Source organism: Parapusillimonas granuli (genome assembly GCF_013416525.1).
Classification (GTDB): Bacteria; Pseudomonadota; Gammaproteobacteria; order Burkholderiales; family Burkholderiaceae_B; genus Parapusillimonas; species Parapusillimonas granuli.
Genome location: NZ_JACCEM010000002.1, coordinates 135607 through 150386 on the forward strand (window position 1 = coordinate 135607; position 14780 = coordinate 150386).

Consider the following 14780-nt stretch of genomic DNA (forward strand, 5'->3'; position numbering starts at 1 on the left):
TCATTTTTTATCCTCGAGGTTGAAGTCAAGTGCTGCGTCGTTTAAGAAAGAAAGTGCTGCAATGCGCCCCAGGACGACGGCCGACAGCAGGCCGTTCCCGGAAAGATAGCCGAACGCAGCCGGGCCGCAGAAGCCGCGCGCCGCGCCCCCGCCCGCGTACAGATTGGGCAGCGGCCGGCCGTCGGCGCGCAACACGCGGGCGGAACTGTCTATCGCCAGCCCGCCCTGGGTATGGAACAGCGCGCCCGTCACCTTGGCGGCCCGGTAAGGCGGCGCCAGCGGCATGTTGCCGGTGAAGTCGCGGCCGAAGGGGTCGGCGGCTTCGCCCCGGGCGCAGGCCTCGACGCCGCGCAGCGTGCGCTCCAGCGCCGCTTGCGGCAGGCCGGTCGCGGCGGCCAGTTCGGCCACGCTGTCCGCCTGGCGTATGCCGCCCATGGCGACGAGTTCGCGGTAGTCCTGGAAGGCGAGCGCGGGCGCTTCGCAGCGGGCGTCGTAGATGTTCCAGGCCACCTTGCCCGGCTGGCGCAGCACTTCCTGGGCGTGTTCGGAATAGCCTTGCATCTCGTCGGCGAAGCGCTCGCCGTCGCGGTTGACCTGGATGCCGCCCAGCGTGATCACGGCCCAGGTCAGCAGCGAGCCGTGCGGCGTGGAAACGGACCCGTGCCCCTGGTAGGCGCCCAGGTCCAGGGCCTGGGCGCCCAGCGCCATGCCCCAGTCCAGCGCATCGCCGGTGTTGGAGGTATGGCCGAAGTATTCCGCTTCGGCCATTTCCGGAATATATTGCCGCACTTTGCCGGGATTGCCGCCGAAGCCGTTGCAGGCCAGGATCACGGCGTCGCAGCCCACGACCTCCATGGAGCCGTCGGGCCGGCGAAAGCCCACGGCGGCGATGCGGCCGTTCTCGTCGGCGTACAAGTCCTCGGCCGAGGCGCTGGTGATGATGTCGACCCCCGCCGCCGCGGCGGCCGTCAGCAGCATGCCTTCCAGGTCGGCGCCGGATTGCGAGCGCGGCCCGTGCATGCGCAGCTGCGAATGGCCGGGGTAGCGAAAGCCTTCCACCAGGTGCAGGTCCAGTTCATGGGTGTCGACCAGCCAGTCCACGGTGGGCCCCGACGCCGCGGCAACCGCCTGGACCACGACGGGGTCGTTCAAGCCATGCGCCTTGGCCGAGATGTCGGCGGCGAACCGCTCGGCGCTGTCCTCGATGCCCTTCTCGCGCTGCAGCCGCGTGCCGGCGGCCGGAATCAGGCCGGCGGACAACGACGTGCTGCCCGTGGGGTGTTCGTCGCGCTCCAGGACCAGGACGCCGACGCCGCGCTCGGCCACCGACAAGGCCGCCGTCAGGCCGCAGGCGCCCGCGCCGATGACCACCACCGGCACACTGAACTCGAACTTTGCCTGCTCGGCAGGTTTTACCGCCATCTTGCCGTCTCCTGTGGTCGTTCACGACACCCCGGGCACGCGCGCCCAGGGCATTTCCGCGTAATAGCGCGCTTCGAAGCGCTGGATGTCCTGTTCGTGGCTCAAGGTCAGCTCCAGGTCGTCCACGCCTTTCAGCAGGCAGTCGCGCCAGAAGGGATCGATGGCGAAAGCGTGGCGTTCGCCGCCCGGCAGGGTGACCGACAGGTTCTGGAGGTCGACCGTGACCATGCGGTCGGCGCCGTCCCGCAGGTTCGCCCGCAGCCTGGTGACGACGTCTTCATCGAGGCGCACGGGCACGATGCCGTTCTTGAGGCAGTTGTTGTAGAAGATGTCGCCGAAGCTCGGGGCGATGACCGCCCGGATGCCGAAATCGGCCAGGGCGTAGACCGCCGCCTCGCGGGACGAGCCGCAACCGAAGTTCACGTCGGCCACCAGGACGGCGGCGCGCCGGAAGGGTTCCTGATTGAGGATGAAATCCGCATGCTCCTTGCCGTCCGCGTCGAAACGCAGGTCGTGGAAGAAAATGCGCCCGTAGCCCTTGCTCCGGTCGACTTTCAGGAAGCGCGCGGGGACGATCTGGTCGGTATCGATATTGCGGCCTTCCAGCGGCGCGGCAATACCGGTTTCACATAGGAATGGCTGCATGCGCTCAGTCTCCCAAAAGCTTTCTGACGTCGGTCAAACGCCCCGTCACCGCCGCCGCGGCGGCCATGGCCGGGCTGACCAGATGCGTGCGCGCCCCCGGCCCCTGCCGCCCCACGAAGTTGCGGTTGGACGTCGAGGCGCAGCGCTTGCCCGGCGGCACCACGTCGCCGTTCATGGCGGCGCACATGGAGCAGCCGGACTCCAGCCACTGCAGGCCGGCGTCCAGGAACACGCGGTCCAGCCCCTCGGCCTCGGCCGCCTTGCGCACCAGGCCGGATCCGGGCACCACCATGCCGGGCACGGCGGCCTTGCGGCCTTTGAGCACGGCCGCCGCCGCGCGCAGGTCTTCGAGCCGGCTGTTGGTACAAGAGCCGATGAACACCATGTCGACGGGCACTTCGTCCAGCCTGGCGCCCGGCGCCAGGCCCATGTATTCCAGCGCCGCGGCGGCCGCCGCCCGGCGCTGCGGGTCGGCGAAGGATTGCGGGTCCGGCACCGAGGCGCTGATCGGCAGCGCGTCTTCCGGGCTGGTGCCCCAGGTCACCATGGGTTCGATGGCGCCGCCGTCGATCTCGATGTCCCGGTCGAACACGGCGCCGTCGTCGGACGGCAGGCCGCGCCAGTACGCCACCGCCTGGTCCCATTGCTCGCCGCTGGGCGCGTAGGGCCGCCCCTTCAGATAGGCGAAGGTGGTGTCGTCGGGCGCGACCATGCCGCAGCGGGCGCCGGCCTCGATGGACATGTTGCAGATGGTCAGGCGCTCTTCTATGGACAGCGCCTCGATCACGGGGCCGGCATACTCGATGGCGTGGCCGGTGGCGCCCGCGGAGCCGATGCGGCCGATGATGGCCAGGATGACGTCCTTCGCGCTGACCCCGGGCGCGCGCCGGCCGGTGACGCGGATGCGCATCACCTTGGGCCTGACCTGCCAGAGGGTCTGCGTGGCCATCACATGCGCGTTCTCGGACTGGCCGATGCCGAAGGCGATGGCGCCCAGCGCGCCGTGGGTCGACGTATGGCTGTCGCTGCACACGACGATCAGCCCCGGCAGGGTGATGCCCTGCTCCGGCCCGACCACGTGGACGATGCCCTGGCGCGGATCCGACAGGGGGAAATTGTTCACGCCGCCCCAGCTCATGTTCTGGTCGAACTGGTCGATCATGCGCGCGATCTCGGGCGTCGCCGCGCCGGCCGAACTGCGCGAACGAGTGGGCACGTAGTGGTCGGGGATGCCGAACACCTGCCTGGGCGAGCGCACCGGCAGGCCGCGGCGGCGCAGGTCCGCGAAGGCATGGAAAGAGCCTTCATGGATGATGTCCCGGTCGATGTACAGCAGCGACGGGCCGTTCTCGCGCTCGATGATCACGTGCCGGTCCCAGATCTTGTCGAACATGGTCCTGGGGCCGGTCGCCGTGCGCGCCTCAAGCATTTCCTTCCCCTTGGCCGGCGACGAAAGCGGCCAGGATGTCGGCGCCGGTGGCCGCCCATACCCCGCCATGCCCCAGGATGTATTCCAGCACTTCGCGCACCTTGCCGATGCGGTAGGGCACGCCGCTGACCCAGGCATGCAAGGGAATGCTCATCACGCGCCCGCCGTATTCGGCGGATTCCCGGTACAGGACGTCGAAACGGTCCTTGACCTGCCGCGCCCATTCGTCTTCGGACTGGTGCAGGTCCAGCATCACCACGCGGTCGTCGGTCTCGTATGCCAGCGGCATGGCGTAGTGCGGGCCCCGCGCGGTGTTCATGGCATAGGGCAGGTCGTCGTTGGCCCAGTCGCAGGAATACGCCACGCCGTTGGCCGCCAGCAGGTCGGGGGTGTCGGCCGACTGCGCGCGCCCGGGCGACAGCCAGCCCGTGACGCCGCGCCCGGTCGCCTTGCGCAGGGTCTCCAGGGCGCCGCGGATCAGCGCGTCTTCCTCTTCGCGCGGCATGCCGGTGTAGTGCACGTGGTCCATGTCCTTGCCATGGGCGATGAACTCCACATCGTGCCGCAGCAGCGCGTCGATCAGGGCCGGATAGCGCTCGGCGATCGCGGCGTTGAGCGCGACCGACGAAGGCAGCTTCAGGTCGTCCAGCACCTTGAGGATGCGGAAGATGCCCACGCGGTTGCCGTAGTCGCGGTTGGTGTAGTGCCGGAAGTCGGGAAAGGGCATGGTCAGCCCGCCGGGCGCCCGGAAGGGCTTGCCTTTCATGTCCAGCGGAAACCATTGCAGCATGGGCGTGACCCACAGGGCGACGCGCGCGCCGCCGGGCCATTGGACCGGCTTGCGCTGGAAAAGGTCGGACCATGCGTAGCGCTCGTGATCCATGCCATGGCGGCGCCAGGGATAGTTCAGATAATCTTTGCTCAGGGACATGGTGCTATCCTCGCTTCGCGTCGTGGGCCGCCACGGCGCCGGCCACCGCGTCATAGTGATGATCGATGTAGTGCCGGGCGATCTCGCGCCCGGTGGCCAGCCAGACCTGGTCGTGGCCCGCGATGTAGGAAAGCGCTTCGGCGAAAGCGTCTATGCGATGCGGCTGGCCCACCAGGTAGGGGTGCAGCGGCACGCACATCACGGTGCCCGATTCCGCGCCTTCGGCATACAGCTGGTCGAACTGGCGCTTGATCATTTCGCCGTAATGGCGCGGCGTGTACTGGTAGGTGTTGTAGACGATGGTGTCGTTCATTTCCAGCGAATACGGAATGCTGATCAGCTTGCCGCTGGCGACGTTGATGGGCGTGGGCTGGTCGTCGTGGAACAGGTCGCAGGTGTACAGCACGCCTTCCTCGGCCAGCAGGTCCATGGTCCAGGTGTTGTTGGACAGCGCCGGCGACAGCCAGCCGTCCAGCGTCTGGCCCGTCCATTTGGCGATCGTGGCGCGGGAATCGACGATGATCGCGCGTTCCTGTTCCGGCGTCATGCCGTAGGTGTAGCGCGTGTTGTAGATGCCGTGGGAAAAGAATTCCCAGCCGCGGTCGGCGCAGGCCTTGATGATTTCCGGATGATGCTCGCACAAGGCCACGTTGAGCGATACGGACCCGCGGAAACCGGCCTCGTCCATGGCCCGCATCATGCGCTGCCAGCCCGCGCGGTTGCCGTAGTCGCGATGCGAATAGCCCACCACGTCGGGGTTGGGTCGCGGCCAGGGCGCCCGGACCGGATTCGGCTCCGGGTTCATTTCATAGAATTCGATGTTGGGCGCGATCCACACCGCGATGCGCGCGTCGCCGGGCCAGGCGATCTTCGGCCTGCCCTGGTACGGCAGGTAGCCATACAGCCCGGGGTCGTTCGTCATGACGCGGCTCATGGTCAGGCCCCCTTGTATTGCTTCAGGTGCGCGATCACTTCGGCCACCGGCACCACGTCCCCGTACTTGATGGCGATGTCGTACAGGTTCGCGAAATGCGGGCTTTCGTGCTTGTCGGCCACGCATTCCTCGGGCACGGTCACGCGGTAGCCGCAGGACAGCGCGTCGACCACCGTGGCCCGCACGCAGCCCGACGTCGACCCGCCCGTGACGATGACGCTGTCGCAGCCGTGCCAGGTCATGAGCGAACGCAGATTGGTTTCAAAAAAGGCCGAGGCCATGCGCTTGTTGATGATGATGTCGCGCACGCTGTCGATGCGCAGGCGGTCGTCGAATTCCGAACGGCGCGAACCCAGCTTGATGTTCTGCAGGGAATCGGGGGTATTGCTGCGGGTGCCCCACACGCCGCAGTCCTCGCCGGATTCCATGTAGCCGACGAAAGTCCAGACCACCGGCAGGTGATTGACCCGGAACAGGTCCGCCAGTTCGTTGACGTAGTCGAGCTGCTTGGGATCGGTCTCGTAGGCGGTGACGAATTCGCCGACGTTGGTGTAGGACTTTTGCAGATCGATGTTCACCAGCGCGGGCTTGCGGCCGAAACCGAATCGGGGACGCGTCGGCTTGAGCTTGATTTCTTCGTACAGCTGGCGGGCCGACTTGCCGGAAAGTTCCATGGTGATCTCCTGACTTTTTCTTTGCCGTAAAAGACCTAATGCTATATCATTAGACAAAAATACCCATACTAGTAGATACCCCTATACTGTGCGGTTTGGCCGCCGGCCAGCACACCGAGGTCTGTCAACGCTGGGAAAATATGGAATGACAAGAAGAGACAGAAAAGCCAGCCATACCCTGGCGCACGGCAAGTCGCCGTTGCCGCTATACCATCGCCTGTACGTGATCCTGCGCGAACGCATCGTGAACGGGGACTACCGGGCCGGGCACGTGCTGCCGTCCGAAGCGGACCTCATGGCCAGCTTCGGGGTCAGCCGCATCACCGTGAAGCGGGCGCTGGACGACCTGGCCGAGGAAGGCCTGCTGGAGCGTTCCCGCGGCCGCGGCACGACGGTCACGCAGGCGGGCGCGTCGATGCGCGTCGGCAGCCCGATCTCGGCCAGCATCGACGGCCTGCTGACGAGCCTGTCCGTCATCGGCCAGGGCACGTCGGTCGAGATCGACGCCTTCGAATACCAGCCCGCCAGCCCGTATGTGGCGGAGCAGCTGCGCATCCCCGCCGGCACGGTGATCCAGCGCGCGTCGCGGGTCCGCCACCTGAAGGGCGAGCCTTTCTCGCATTCGACCAGCTATCTGCTGGAAAGCATAGGCCGCAGCTTCACGCGCGAAGACATGATCACCACGCCGCTCATCGACCTGATCCAGCGCGCCGTCACCATTTCGCAGGTGCAGCAGGCGATCACCTGCACGCTGGCCGACACGGTGTCGGCCAGGCTGCTGAAGGTGAGCGTGGGCAGTCCCTTGCTGAAGCTGCGCCGGGTGTTCTTCGATACCGAGGGGCGTCCGGTCAATTTCGCGGAGATCCTGTACACCCCCGATCGTTTCGAATACAGGATGACCTGGTCGCGGAATGCGAACAACCAGCTCGAAGTGGATACGGAGAGCGCGGCGGTGTCGCTTTAATCCGCTTCAAGGCGATTCCCGCCGCCGCGCAGCGCTTCCGAGCCCAGGTACTCCGCCAGCAGGCGCGCCGCGGGCGTCAGCGACGCGCGCGATTGGAAGCACACGGCGAAGCGCCGCTGCGCCCACGGATCCGACAGATCCACCGCCACGATGCCGCTCGCGCGGTGCCGCGCCGCCAGGACCTCCCTGGGCGCAATGCTCACGCCCAGCCGCGCCTGCACCACCCTCAGCGCGGAATCGAAGTTCGATACCGTCACGCGATGGGAAAACCTGCGGCCCAGCAGCGCGGCCTGCCTGCGCATGTGGCTGACGACCGCGGCGGTGGGCGGCAGGCTTACCTGGTCGTAGTCCAGCACTTCCTCGAAAGCGACCGCCTTGCGCTTCGCCAGCGGATGGTCCTCCGGGACCAGCACCGCCAGGTGATCGTGCCGGTACGGCACGTGCTCCAGCCCCTGGAAGTCCGCGGCGTCCCAGCATATGCCCAGCGACGCGACGCCCGCGCGCACGCCCTGGATCACCTTTTCGCTGACGGCTTCCTCCAGGCTCACGCGGATGTCGTGATGCGCCGGCAGCTGCAGGAAGCCGGCGATGTCGTCCGCCAGCGACTCGGCCATCGCGGAAGAGCTGGCCAGCACCTTGATCAGGCCTTTCACCCCGGCCGCATAGGCCGACATGTCCTGGCGGATCTGGTCCGCGCCCGCCAGGATGGCCCGCGCGTGCTCGAGCAGGGTTTCGCCCGCGGCCGTGGGCTCCACGCCGCGCCGGCGCCGTATCAGCAAAGGCACGCCCAGCGCGTCCTCGAGCGCCGCCAGCCGCTTGCTGACGGCGGACGGCACCATGTTCGCGTCTTCGCTCACCTTGGACATGCTGCGCAGTTCGCACACGGCCACGAACAGCCGCAAGGTCGTGATGTCTATGTCTCTCATGATATTCCAATCTGGAAAACGACTCGTTCTTTAATAGCGCAGCATACCCGATAAAGAATAGCTAGAATCAATCGTCTAACTATCCGTCGCAGAGGTGCCCGTGACCGCCCGAAAAGAAAAAATCATCATTCGCGAAGTCAGCCTGCGGGACGGCTTGCAAAGCATAGGCCGGACCGTGCCCACCGGGCAAAAGCTGGAATGGCTGGCCGCGGCCCATGGCGCGGGCGTGCGCGAAATCGAGGTGGGTTCCTTCGTGCCCGCCAGGCTCCTGCCGCAGCTGGCGGACACCGCCGAACTGCTGCGGGCGGCGCGCGCCTTCGACGGCCTGCAAGCCTCGGTGCTCATACCCAACCTGAAAGGGGCGGAGCGGGCGCTGGACGCGGGCGCCGACCTGATGCTGCTGCCCTTGTCGGCCAGCCTGCAGCACAGCCTTGCCAACCTGCGCAAGACGCCGGACGAAGTCGTCGGCGAAATGGCCCGGATACGCGCCGCGCGGGATGCGTCCGGCTCCCGCACCCTGATCGAAGGCGGCATCGGGACCGCCTTCGGATGCACGCTGCAAGGGTACGTCGCCCCGGACGAGGTGCTGCGGCTGGCCCAGGCGCTGCTGGACGCCGGCGCCGACCGCATCAGCCTGGCCGACACCGTGGGCTATGCCGACCCGGCCCGGGTCGCCGAATTGTTCGGCAGGGTGCGCGCCGCCGTCGGCGACCGGCTGCACGGCGCCCACTTCCACGATACCCGCGGCCTGGGCCTGGCCAACACGCTGGCCGCCCTGCAAGCCGGCGTGCGCCGCTTCGACGCCTGCCTGGCGGGGATAGGCGGCTGCCCGCACGCGCCCGGCGCCAGCGGCAACGTCAGCACCGAGGACCTGGCCTTCATGCTCGACAGCATGGGCTACGAAACCGGCATCGACCTGGAGCGCATCCTGCAGGTCCGCGCCCTCGTCGCCGGGCATCTGGGCGACGTCCCGCTGCATGGCGCCCTCTGGCGCGCCGGCCTTCCCAAGACTCGGGCGTCCGCCGGCGCCAATGGGAGGACGGCATGAACCCGACGGACACCGCCGCCGCGCCGCCGGCCGACCTGCCCCTGGCCGGACTGCGCGTGCTGGAATTCACGCACATGGTCATGGGGCCGACCTGCGGGCTCGTCCTGGCCGACCTGGGCGCCGAAGTGATCAAGATCGAGCCCGTGGAGGGCGACCGCACCCGGCGCCTGCTGGGCGCGGGCGCCGGCTTCTTCCCCATGTTCAACCGCAACAAGAAAAGCATGGCCCTGGACTTGCGCAAGCCGGAAGCGGCCGCCATCGCGCGAAGGCTCTGCGAGGGCGCGGACGTGCTCATCGAAAACTTCCGCCCGGGCGTCATGCGGAAATACGGGCTCGATTACGCATCCCTGAGCGCCAGGAACGAAAGAATCATCTACGTCAGCCACAAAGGCTTCCTGCCCGGCCCTTACGAACACCGCACGGCGCTGGACGAAGTCGTGCAGATGATGGGCGGGCTCGCCTACATGACGGGCAGGCCGGGCGACCCCTTGCGCGCGGGCACCAGCGTGAACGACATCATGGGCGGCATGTTCGGCGCGATCGGCGTCATGGCCGCCCTGATCCGCCGCGGCGTCACCGGCAAAGGCCAGGAAGTGCAGTCGGCGCTGTTCGAAAACAATGTCTTCCTGGTGGGCCAGCACATGCTCCAGTACATGCTGACGGGCGAGGCCGCCGCGCCCATGCCCGAACGCATCTCGGCCTGGGCGCTGTACGACGTGTTCACGGTCAAGGACGGCGAGCAGATCTTCCTGGCAGCGGTCAGCGACGGCCAGTGGAACACCTTCTGCGACGCTTTCGGTTTCGACGACCTGAAGCATCGCGCCGATCTCGCCACCAACAACCAGCGCGTGCAGATGCGCCCCACCCTGCTGCCCGACCTGCGCGAGCGCCTGGCCGGCTACAGCGCCCGGGCCCTGGCCGGGATCTTCGAGGCCCGGGGCCTGCCCTTCGCTCCCATCGCCCGGCCCGAAGACCTGTTCGACGACCCCCACCTGAACGCCACCGGCGGGCTTGCCGGCATCCGGGTTCCCGACGGCGCCATGGCGGGCCGGGACACGCGCGTGCCGCTGCTGCCGCTGGTCCTGGGCGGACAGCGCCTGGGCGTGCGGAACTCCCCTCCCGAACTGGGCCGGGACACCGACAGCCTGCTGCAAGAGCTGGGCTACGACGCGGCCGGCATCCAGGCGCTGAAAACGGCGGACGCCGTCCGATAACTCATAGGGGAACCACCCCATAATTCACAGGAGACGAGCATGAACGAATTTTTCCAGACCCGCCGGCAGCTGCTGGCCGGCTTCGGCGCCGCCGCCCTGGCGCTGCCCTTCGGCGTCCGCGCCCAGGGCGACCGCCCCATCACGCTGATCCTGCCGGTCAGCGTGGGGTCCGGCGTGGACACCATCACGCGCTCGGCCTCCGAGGCGCTTTCCCATGCCCTGGGGCAGACCGTCGTGGTCGACAACCGGCCTGGCGCGGGCGGCATCATCGGGACGAGCGCCATCGTCAAGGCCGAGCCCAACGGGTCGACGATAGGCATGGTCTCCAACAACCATGTCGTGTACCCGAGCGTGTACAAGTCCGTGCCCTTCGATCCCATCGCGGACATCACGCCGATTTCGGTCGTCGGGTCCACCCCCTTCATGCTCGTCGCGAACCCGAACACCATCAAGGCGCGCAACATCCCGGAACTGGTCAGCGCGCTGAAGGCCGATCCCGACAAATACACGTATGCATCGTCGGGCAACGGAACCATCCTGCATCTGGCGGTGGAAATGTTCGTGCACCAGGCCGGCGCGTCCGCGCGCCATATTCCCTATCGCGGCGTCGCGCCCATGATGACGGACCTGATCGGCGGGCAGGTGGATTTCGGCGTCCTGTCGCTTCCGTCCGTGAAGAAGCAGGTGGAAAGCGGCGCGCTGCGCGCCCTGGGCGCCTGCGGCGCCAAGCGCATGGAAAGCCTGCCCGACCTGCCCACGCTGGCCGAGCAAGGCGTAGGCGGCTATGAGTGCGACGGCTGGTTCGCCGCGGTCGGCCCGGCCGGCCTGAGCGACAAAGACGTGCAGCGCTTCCACCAGGCGCTGGAAAAGGCCTTCAACGACCCCGCGGTGCGGGTCAGCATGAAGGCCCAGGGCAACAACATCGTCAACATGCCCCCGAAGGAAACCGCCGCCTACTTCCGGTCCGAAATGGCGAAATACGCCGCCGTCGTGAAGGCGGCGGGGCTGCAGCCCGTCTAGGGCCCATCAACGCCGACGGGCTCTAAGCCCTTTGATAGCCCGTCTTGCCGCCGAACAGCTTCTCGCGCTGCGACCAGTCGTGCGTCTGCTCCCACAGGCGCAGGACGTCCATCGCCTCGGCGCGGAACTGGGCGTCCAGCTCGGGCGTGGAAATATTGGCGCCCAGCTCCAGCCTGTGGCCCGAGGGGTCGAAGAAGTAGATGGACAGCAGGAAATCGTCGTGGTTGACCGGGCCGATGACCGGGACGCCCTTCGCTTCGAGATCCGCCTTGGCTTGCAGCAGGGTCGCCTCGTCCTTGACGCGAAACGCGAAATGCTGGACCCAGGCCGGGGTCTCCGGATCGCGGCCCGACGGCTCGCCCTTGTCGCGCGGGAGCTCGAAGAAGGCGATGCAGCTGCCATCCTCCATCTCGAAGAAAATATGGACGTGCGGGCTATAGGCGCCGGTGGACGGGACGTGGTCCTCGCCCATGGCGTGGATGAACTTCAGTCCCAGCACATTGGTGTAGAAGTCGACGGTCTCCCGGGCGTCCTTGCAACGGAATGCCGCATGATGCAGGCCTTTGATCAGCATGGTGCTCTCCTGTCAGTGATCGAGCCCGGCAAAAGTCTGCTGGATCCGTCCGAAGACGGAATTTCCCGCTCGATCGAAATGTTCAATCCGGACCTCGTCCCCGAACCGCAGCAGCGGCGTCGTGGCGGAGCCCGACCGCAAAGTCTCCAGCGCGCGGATTTCGCCGATGCAGCCGCAGCCCGCGCTTTCGTCTTCGTTTGAAACCGTGCCCAGCCCGACCAGGCTGCCCGGCTCGAACGGCCGGGTCCGGGCCACGTGGGCGATGAGGTCGCCGTAATGGAAAGGCGTGTCGATGCCGGTCTCGATATTGCCGACCTGCTCGCCGCGCACCCAGCATTTCATGGTGCCGGATACCAGCTTGCCGTCCCAGAGCTCGCCGAGTTCGTCGGGCGTCACGGCGATGGGCCCCATGCTCGACGCCGGCTTGCCCGTCAGGAAGCCGAAAGTGCGCTTGAGCTCGCCGGGAATCAAGGCCCGCAGCGAAATGTCGTTCATCAGGACGAACAGCTTGATGTGGCGGCTCGCGTCCTCGCTGGCGACGCCGACCGGGACGTCGTCGGTCACGGCGAAGATCTCTGCCTCGAAATCGATGCCCAGGTCGTCGGACGGCAGCCTGACGGTCTCGTTCCAGGCCATGAAGCCATGCGAGATGCCTTGATACACCAGGGGCTTCTCGTAGAAGTCGTCGGGAATGGTCTCGCCCCTGGCCGCCCGGTTGCGTTTGATGTGGCTGGCGTAGGCCGCGCCGTCCAGAAACTGATAGGCGCGCGGCAGAGGCGCCGCCAGCGCGCCGAGATCGAGCGCGAACTCGCCCTCGAACCGGCCGGCATTGAGCCCGTCGTACAGGCGCTGGAGGGCGGGCGACGCTTCCGCCCAATTGTCGAGGGCGGATTGCATCGTGGGCGCAATTGCTTCCGCCTTGACGGCCTTGCTCAGGTCACGGCTGACGACGACCAATGCGCCGTCCCGCCCCGAACGTAAAGATGCGAGTTTCATGTCTGACTTCTTCCTGCTGTCTGTTGCTGCTTCATTGCAAGGGAATCTGCGCGTCCTGCACGACCCGCTTCCATTGATCGATGTTGTCGCGGATCATGTCGCGCATGCCGCCGGGCGTGCTGTAGTACGGCTCGCTTCCCATGTCATTGAGTTTCTTGCGGACGCCGGGATCCTTCAGAATGTCGTCCATGGCGGCGTTCAATTTGCCGATCACGTCGGCGGGCGTTCCGGCGGGCGCCGCCAGCCCCAGCCAGGACATCACCTCGAAGCCCGGCAGGGTTTCCTTCGCCGTGGGCGCATCCGGCAACAGCGGCCAGCGCTCGCCGCTGGTCACGGCAAGCGCGCGCAGCTTCCCGGCCTGGATCTGCGGACCGGCCACCGTCACCGTGTCGACCAGGACGTCGACGTCGCCGGCGATCACGGACACGACGGGCGCTCCGCCGCCCCGGTAGGGAATGTGCAGCATGGGAACCTTGGCCGTGGACGCCAGCAGCTCCCCGGTCAGGTGCTGGGTGGAGCCGACGCCCACCGAGGAAAAGCTCACGCCCCCCTGCTTGCCGCGCGCCGCCTGCAGGAGCTCGGCCAGCGTCTTGGCGGGATTGTTCGCGCTGACGGCGACGACGAAAGGAAACTGCGTGACGGTGGAGATCATGGAAAAATCGGCCACGGGATCATAGGGAACCGATTTGCGCACGGCGGCCGAAGCCGTATGCCCGCCCGTCAGCATGATCAGCGTATAGCCGTCGGCCGGCGCCTTGGCGACGTGGCCGGACGCGATGGTGCCGCCGGCTCCCGTCCGGGATTCCACCACGAAGGGCTGCTTGAGGCGGCCCTCGAGTTCCGCGGCGACCAGGCGCGCGACGGAATCGGCGTTGCCGCCCGCGCCGAATCCATGGACCAGCGTGACCGGTTTTTCAGGATAGGCGGCCGCCGCGGCACCGCTTGCGAAGGCCAGGGCCAGGCCGGCCAGCACTGCTTTGAAACGAAATCCCATCGGGAGTCTCCTTGATTCTTGTGAAGATCAGGAAGAACTATAGAGAGCGGCGCGCGCAGCGGTCCGGAATTTTCCACTGAGTGGAAATGACTTGGCCCTGGATGGCGGCCGGCCCGCGGGATCAGCCGCCGGCGTTCAAGGCCTTGCGTATGGCCCGGGCGCGGGTCTGCAGAATGGCCGCCAGGGACTGTATGCGCGCGGGCCCCATGCGGCCGTCGATGGCGGCCACGCTGATCGCCGCGATCGGCTGGTCCAGCGAATCGAACAAGGGCACGCCCACGGCCGACACGCCGGGGTTGACCTGGTTCCGGATGAAGGCATAGCCGTTCTTTCTGCAGCGCGCGACCGCGGTGCGCAATTCGCTTTCGGACAGGCCGCCTTTGGCCTGCCCCCCGGCGGCCGCCAGGCCGACGATCATGCCTTCGCGTTCTTCTTCGGGCAGGAAGGCGAGCATCGCCAGGCCGCCGGCGCCCAGCCCCAGCGGCCGCCTGCTGCCGACCTCCAGGGTCAGCACGCGCACGGGCGACGGGCCTTCGTAGCGGTCCAGGCAGACGGCGTCGGCGCCGCTGCGCACGGTCAGGTACACAGTGTCGCCGACTTCTTCGGCAAGGGGCAGCAGGTAGCGGCGACAGGGTTCGCGCAAGTCGAAGGACATGGAGGCGGCAACGCCGAGTTCGAATGCGAGCGGGCCGAGGAGGTAGCGTTTGTTGGCTTCTTTCTGCACGACCATGCGCTGCTGGATCAGGCGCTGCAGCAGGCGGTGCACGGTGGAATACGGCAGGCCGGTGTCCGCGGCGAGCCGGGTGAGCGGCAGGCCGCGGCGGCCGGCGGTGGCCATGTGCTTCATCAGCTGCACCGCTCTTTCTATGGTTCCGACGTCGCCCGTTCCGGCCTCGTTCCGCGCCGCTTTACCGCCCATGATGGCTCCTGTGTCGCGCCCATCCCGGGCGCTGGACGGCATTATAGGCGCGAGCCGGCCGCGTGCAAATAATTCCGGTGCGTGGAAAAC

15 protein-coding genes are annotated in these 14780 nt (G+C 67.2%); 4 read left to right on the top strand and 11 right to left on the bottom strand.

Annotated features, from left to right (window positions below):
* The 6 genes from H0A72_RS03365 to H0A72_RS03390 are packed head-to-tail and all read right to left on the bottom strand — an operon-like array spanning position 1 to position 6035.
* Positions 1 to 1422 carry an FAD-dependent oxidoreductase gene (locus H0A72_RS03365; RefSeq protein ID WP_180153658.1) on the bottom strand — a complete coding sequence of 474 codons (1422 nt, stop codon included), beginning with the start codon at positions 1420 to 1422 and terminating at the stop codon, positions 1 to 3.
* 21 nt (positions 1423 to 1443) lie between these two features.
* The gene (leuD, locus tag H0A72_RS03370; RefSeq protein ID WP_180153659.1) at positions 1444 to 2067 is read right to left on the bottom strand and encodes a 3-isopropylmalate dehydratase small subunit; all 624 of its coding nucleotides are present in this window, start codon (positions 2065 to 2067) and stop codon (positions 1444 to 1446) included.
* 4 nt (positions 2068 to 2071) lie between these two features.
* Positions 2072 to 3496: a 3-isopropylmalate dehydratase large subunit gene (gene leuC / locus H0A72_RS03375; RefSeq protein ID WP_180153660.1), complete on the bottom strand. Its 1425-nt coding sequence runs from the start codon at positions 3494 to 3496 to the stop codon at positions 2072 to 2074.
* A complete protein-coding gene (locus H0A72_RS03380; protein WP_180153661.1) occupies positions 3489 to 4427 on the bottom strand; it encodes a polysaccharide deacetylase family protein in 939 nt (312 codons plus the stop codon). The genes leuC and H0A72_RS03380 overlap by 8 nt, the downstream gene beginning before the upstream one ends.
* Before the next feature lie 4 nt (positions 4428 to 4431).
* A complete protein-coding gene (locus tag H0A72_RS03385; protein ID WP_180153662.1) occupies positions 4432 to 5349 on the bottom strand; it encodes a polysaccharide deacetylase family protein in 918 nt (305 codons plus the stop codon).
* Positions 5350 to 5363: 14 nt separating this feature from the next.
* Positions 5364 to 6035: an isochorismatase family protein gene (locus H0A72_RS03390; RefSeq protein ID WP_180153663.1), complete on the bottom strand. Its 672-nt coding sequence runs from the start codon at positions 6033 to 6035 to the stop codon at positions 5364 to 5366.
* Between the two features lie 145 nt (positions 6036 to 6180).
* Between H0A72_RS03390 and H0A72_RS03395 the strand changes: the two genes are divergently transcribed.
* Positions 6181 to 6999 (top strand): GntR family transcriptional regulator, encoded by an 819-nt coding sequence (locus tag H0A72_RS03395; protein WP_180153664.1) that lies wholly within the window; start codon positions 6181 to 6183, stop codon positions 6997 to 6999.
* Here the strand turns inward: H0A72_RS03395 and H0A72_RS03400 are convergent.
* Positions 6996 to 7925 carry a LysR family transcriptional regulator gene (locus H0A72_RS03400; protein WP_180153665.1) on the bottom strand — a complete coding sequence of 310 codons (930 nt, stop codon included), beginning with the start codon at positions 7923 to 7925 and terminating at the stop codon, positions 6996 to 6998. The genes H0A72_RS03395 and H0A72_RS03400 overlap by 4 nt on opposite strands.
* A gap of 100 nt (positions 7926 to 8025) precedes the next feature.
* Here H0A72_RS03400 and H0A72_RS03405 point away from each other — a divergent pair, with 100 nt between their 5' ends.
* From H0A72_RS03405 to H0A72_RS03415, 3 genes are read left to right on the top strand one after another with little or no spacing between them, the layout of a single operon-like run.
* Entirely contained in the window at positions 8026 to 8973 is a 948-nt protein-coding gene (locus tag H0A72_RS03405; RefSeq protein WP_180153666.1) for a hydroxymethylglutaryl-CoA lyase, read from the top strand.
* Positions 8970 to 10187 carry a CaiB/BaiF CoA transferase family protein gene (locus H0A72_RS03410; protein WP_180153667.1) on the top strand — a complete coding sequence of 406 codons (1218 nt, stop codon included), beginning with the start codon at positions 8970 to 8972 and terminating at the stop codon, positions 10185 to 10187. The genes H0A72_RS03405 and H0A72_RS03410 overlap by 4 nt, the downstream gene beginning before the upstream one ends.
* Before the next feature lie 39 nt (positions 10188 to 10226).
* On the top strand, positions 10227 to 11207 hold the full coding sequence (locus H0A72_RS03415) for a Bug family tripartite tricarboxylate transporter substrate binding protein (protein WP_180153668.1): 981 nt from the start codon (positions 10227 to 10229) through the stop codon (positions 11205 to 11207).
* A gap of 22 nt (positions 11208 to 11229) precedes the next feature.
* Here H0A72_RS03415 and H0A72_RS03420 read toward each other — a convergent pair whose 3' ends face one another.
* From H0A72_RS03420 to H0A72_RS03435, 4 genes are all read right to left on the bottom strand, one after another.
* Entirely contained in the window at positions 11230 to 11781 is a 552-nt protein-coding gene (locus tag H0A72_RS03420; protein WP_180153669.1) for a VOC family protein, read from the bottom strand.
* Between the two features lie 12 nt (positions 11782 to 11793).
* Positions 11794 to 12777, bottom strand: coding sequence for a fumarylacetoacetate hydrolase family protein (locus H0A72_RS03425; RefSeq protein ID WP_180153670.1), 984 nt, complete (start codon positions 12775 to 12777; stop codon positions 11794 to 11796).
* 31 nt (positions 12778 to 12808) lie between these two features.
* Positions 12809 to 13771, bottom strand: a complete 963-nt coding sequence (locus H0A72_RS03430) for a tripartite tricarboxylate transporter substrate binding protein (protein WP_180153671.1) — start codon at positions 13769 to 13771, stop codon at positions 12809 to 12811.
* A 121-nt stretch (positions 13772 to 13892) separates the two neighbouring features.
* Positions 13893 to 14690, bottom strand: coding sequence for an IclR family transcriptional regulator (locus tag H0A72_RS03435; protein WP_180153672.1), 798 nt, complete (start codon positions 14688 to 14690; stop codon positions 13893 to 13895).
* Between the last annotated feature and the right edge of the window lie 90 nt (positions 14691 to 14780).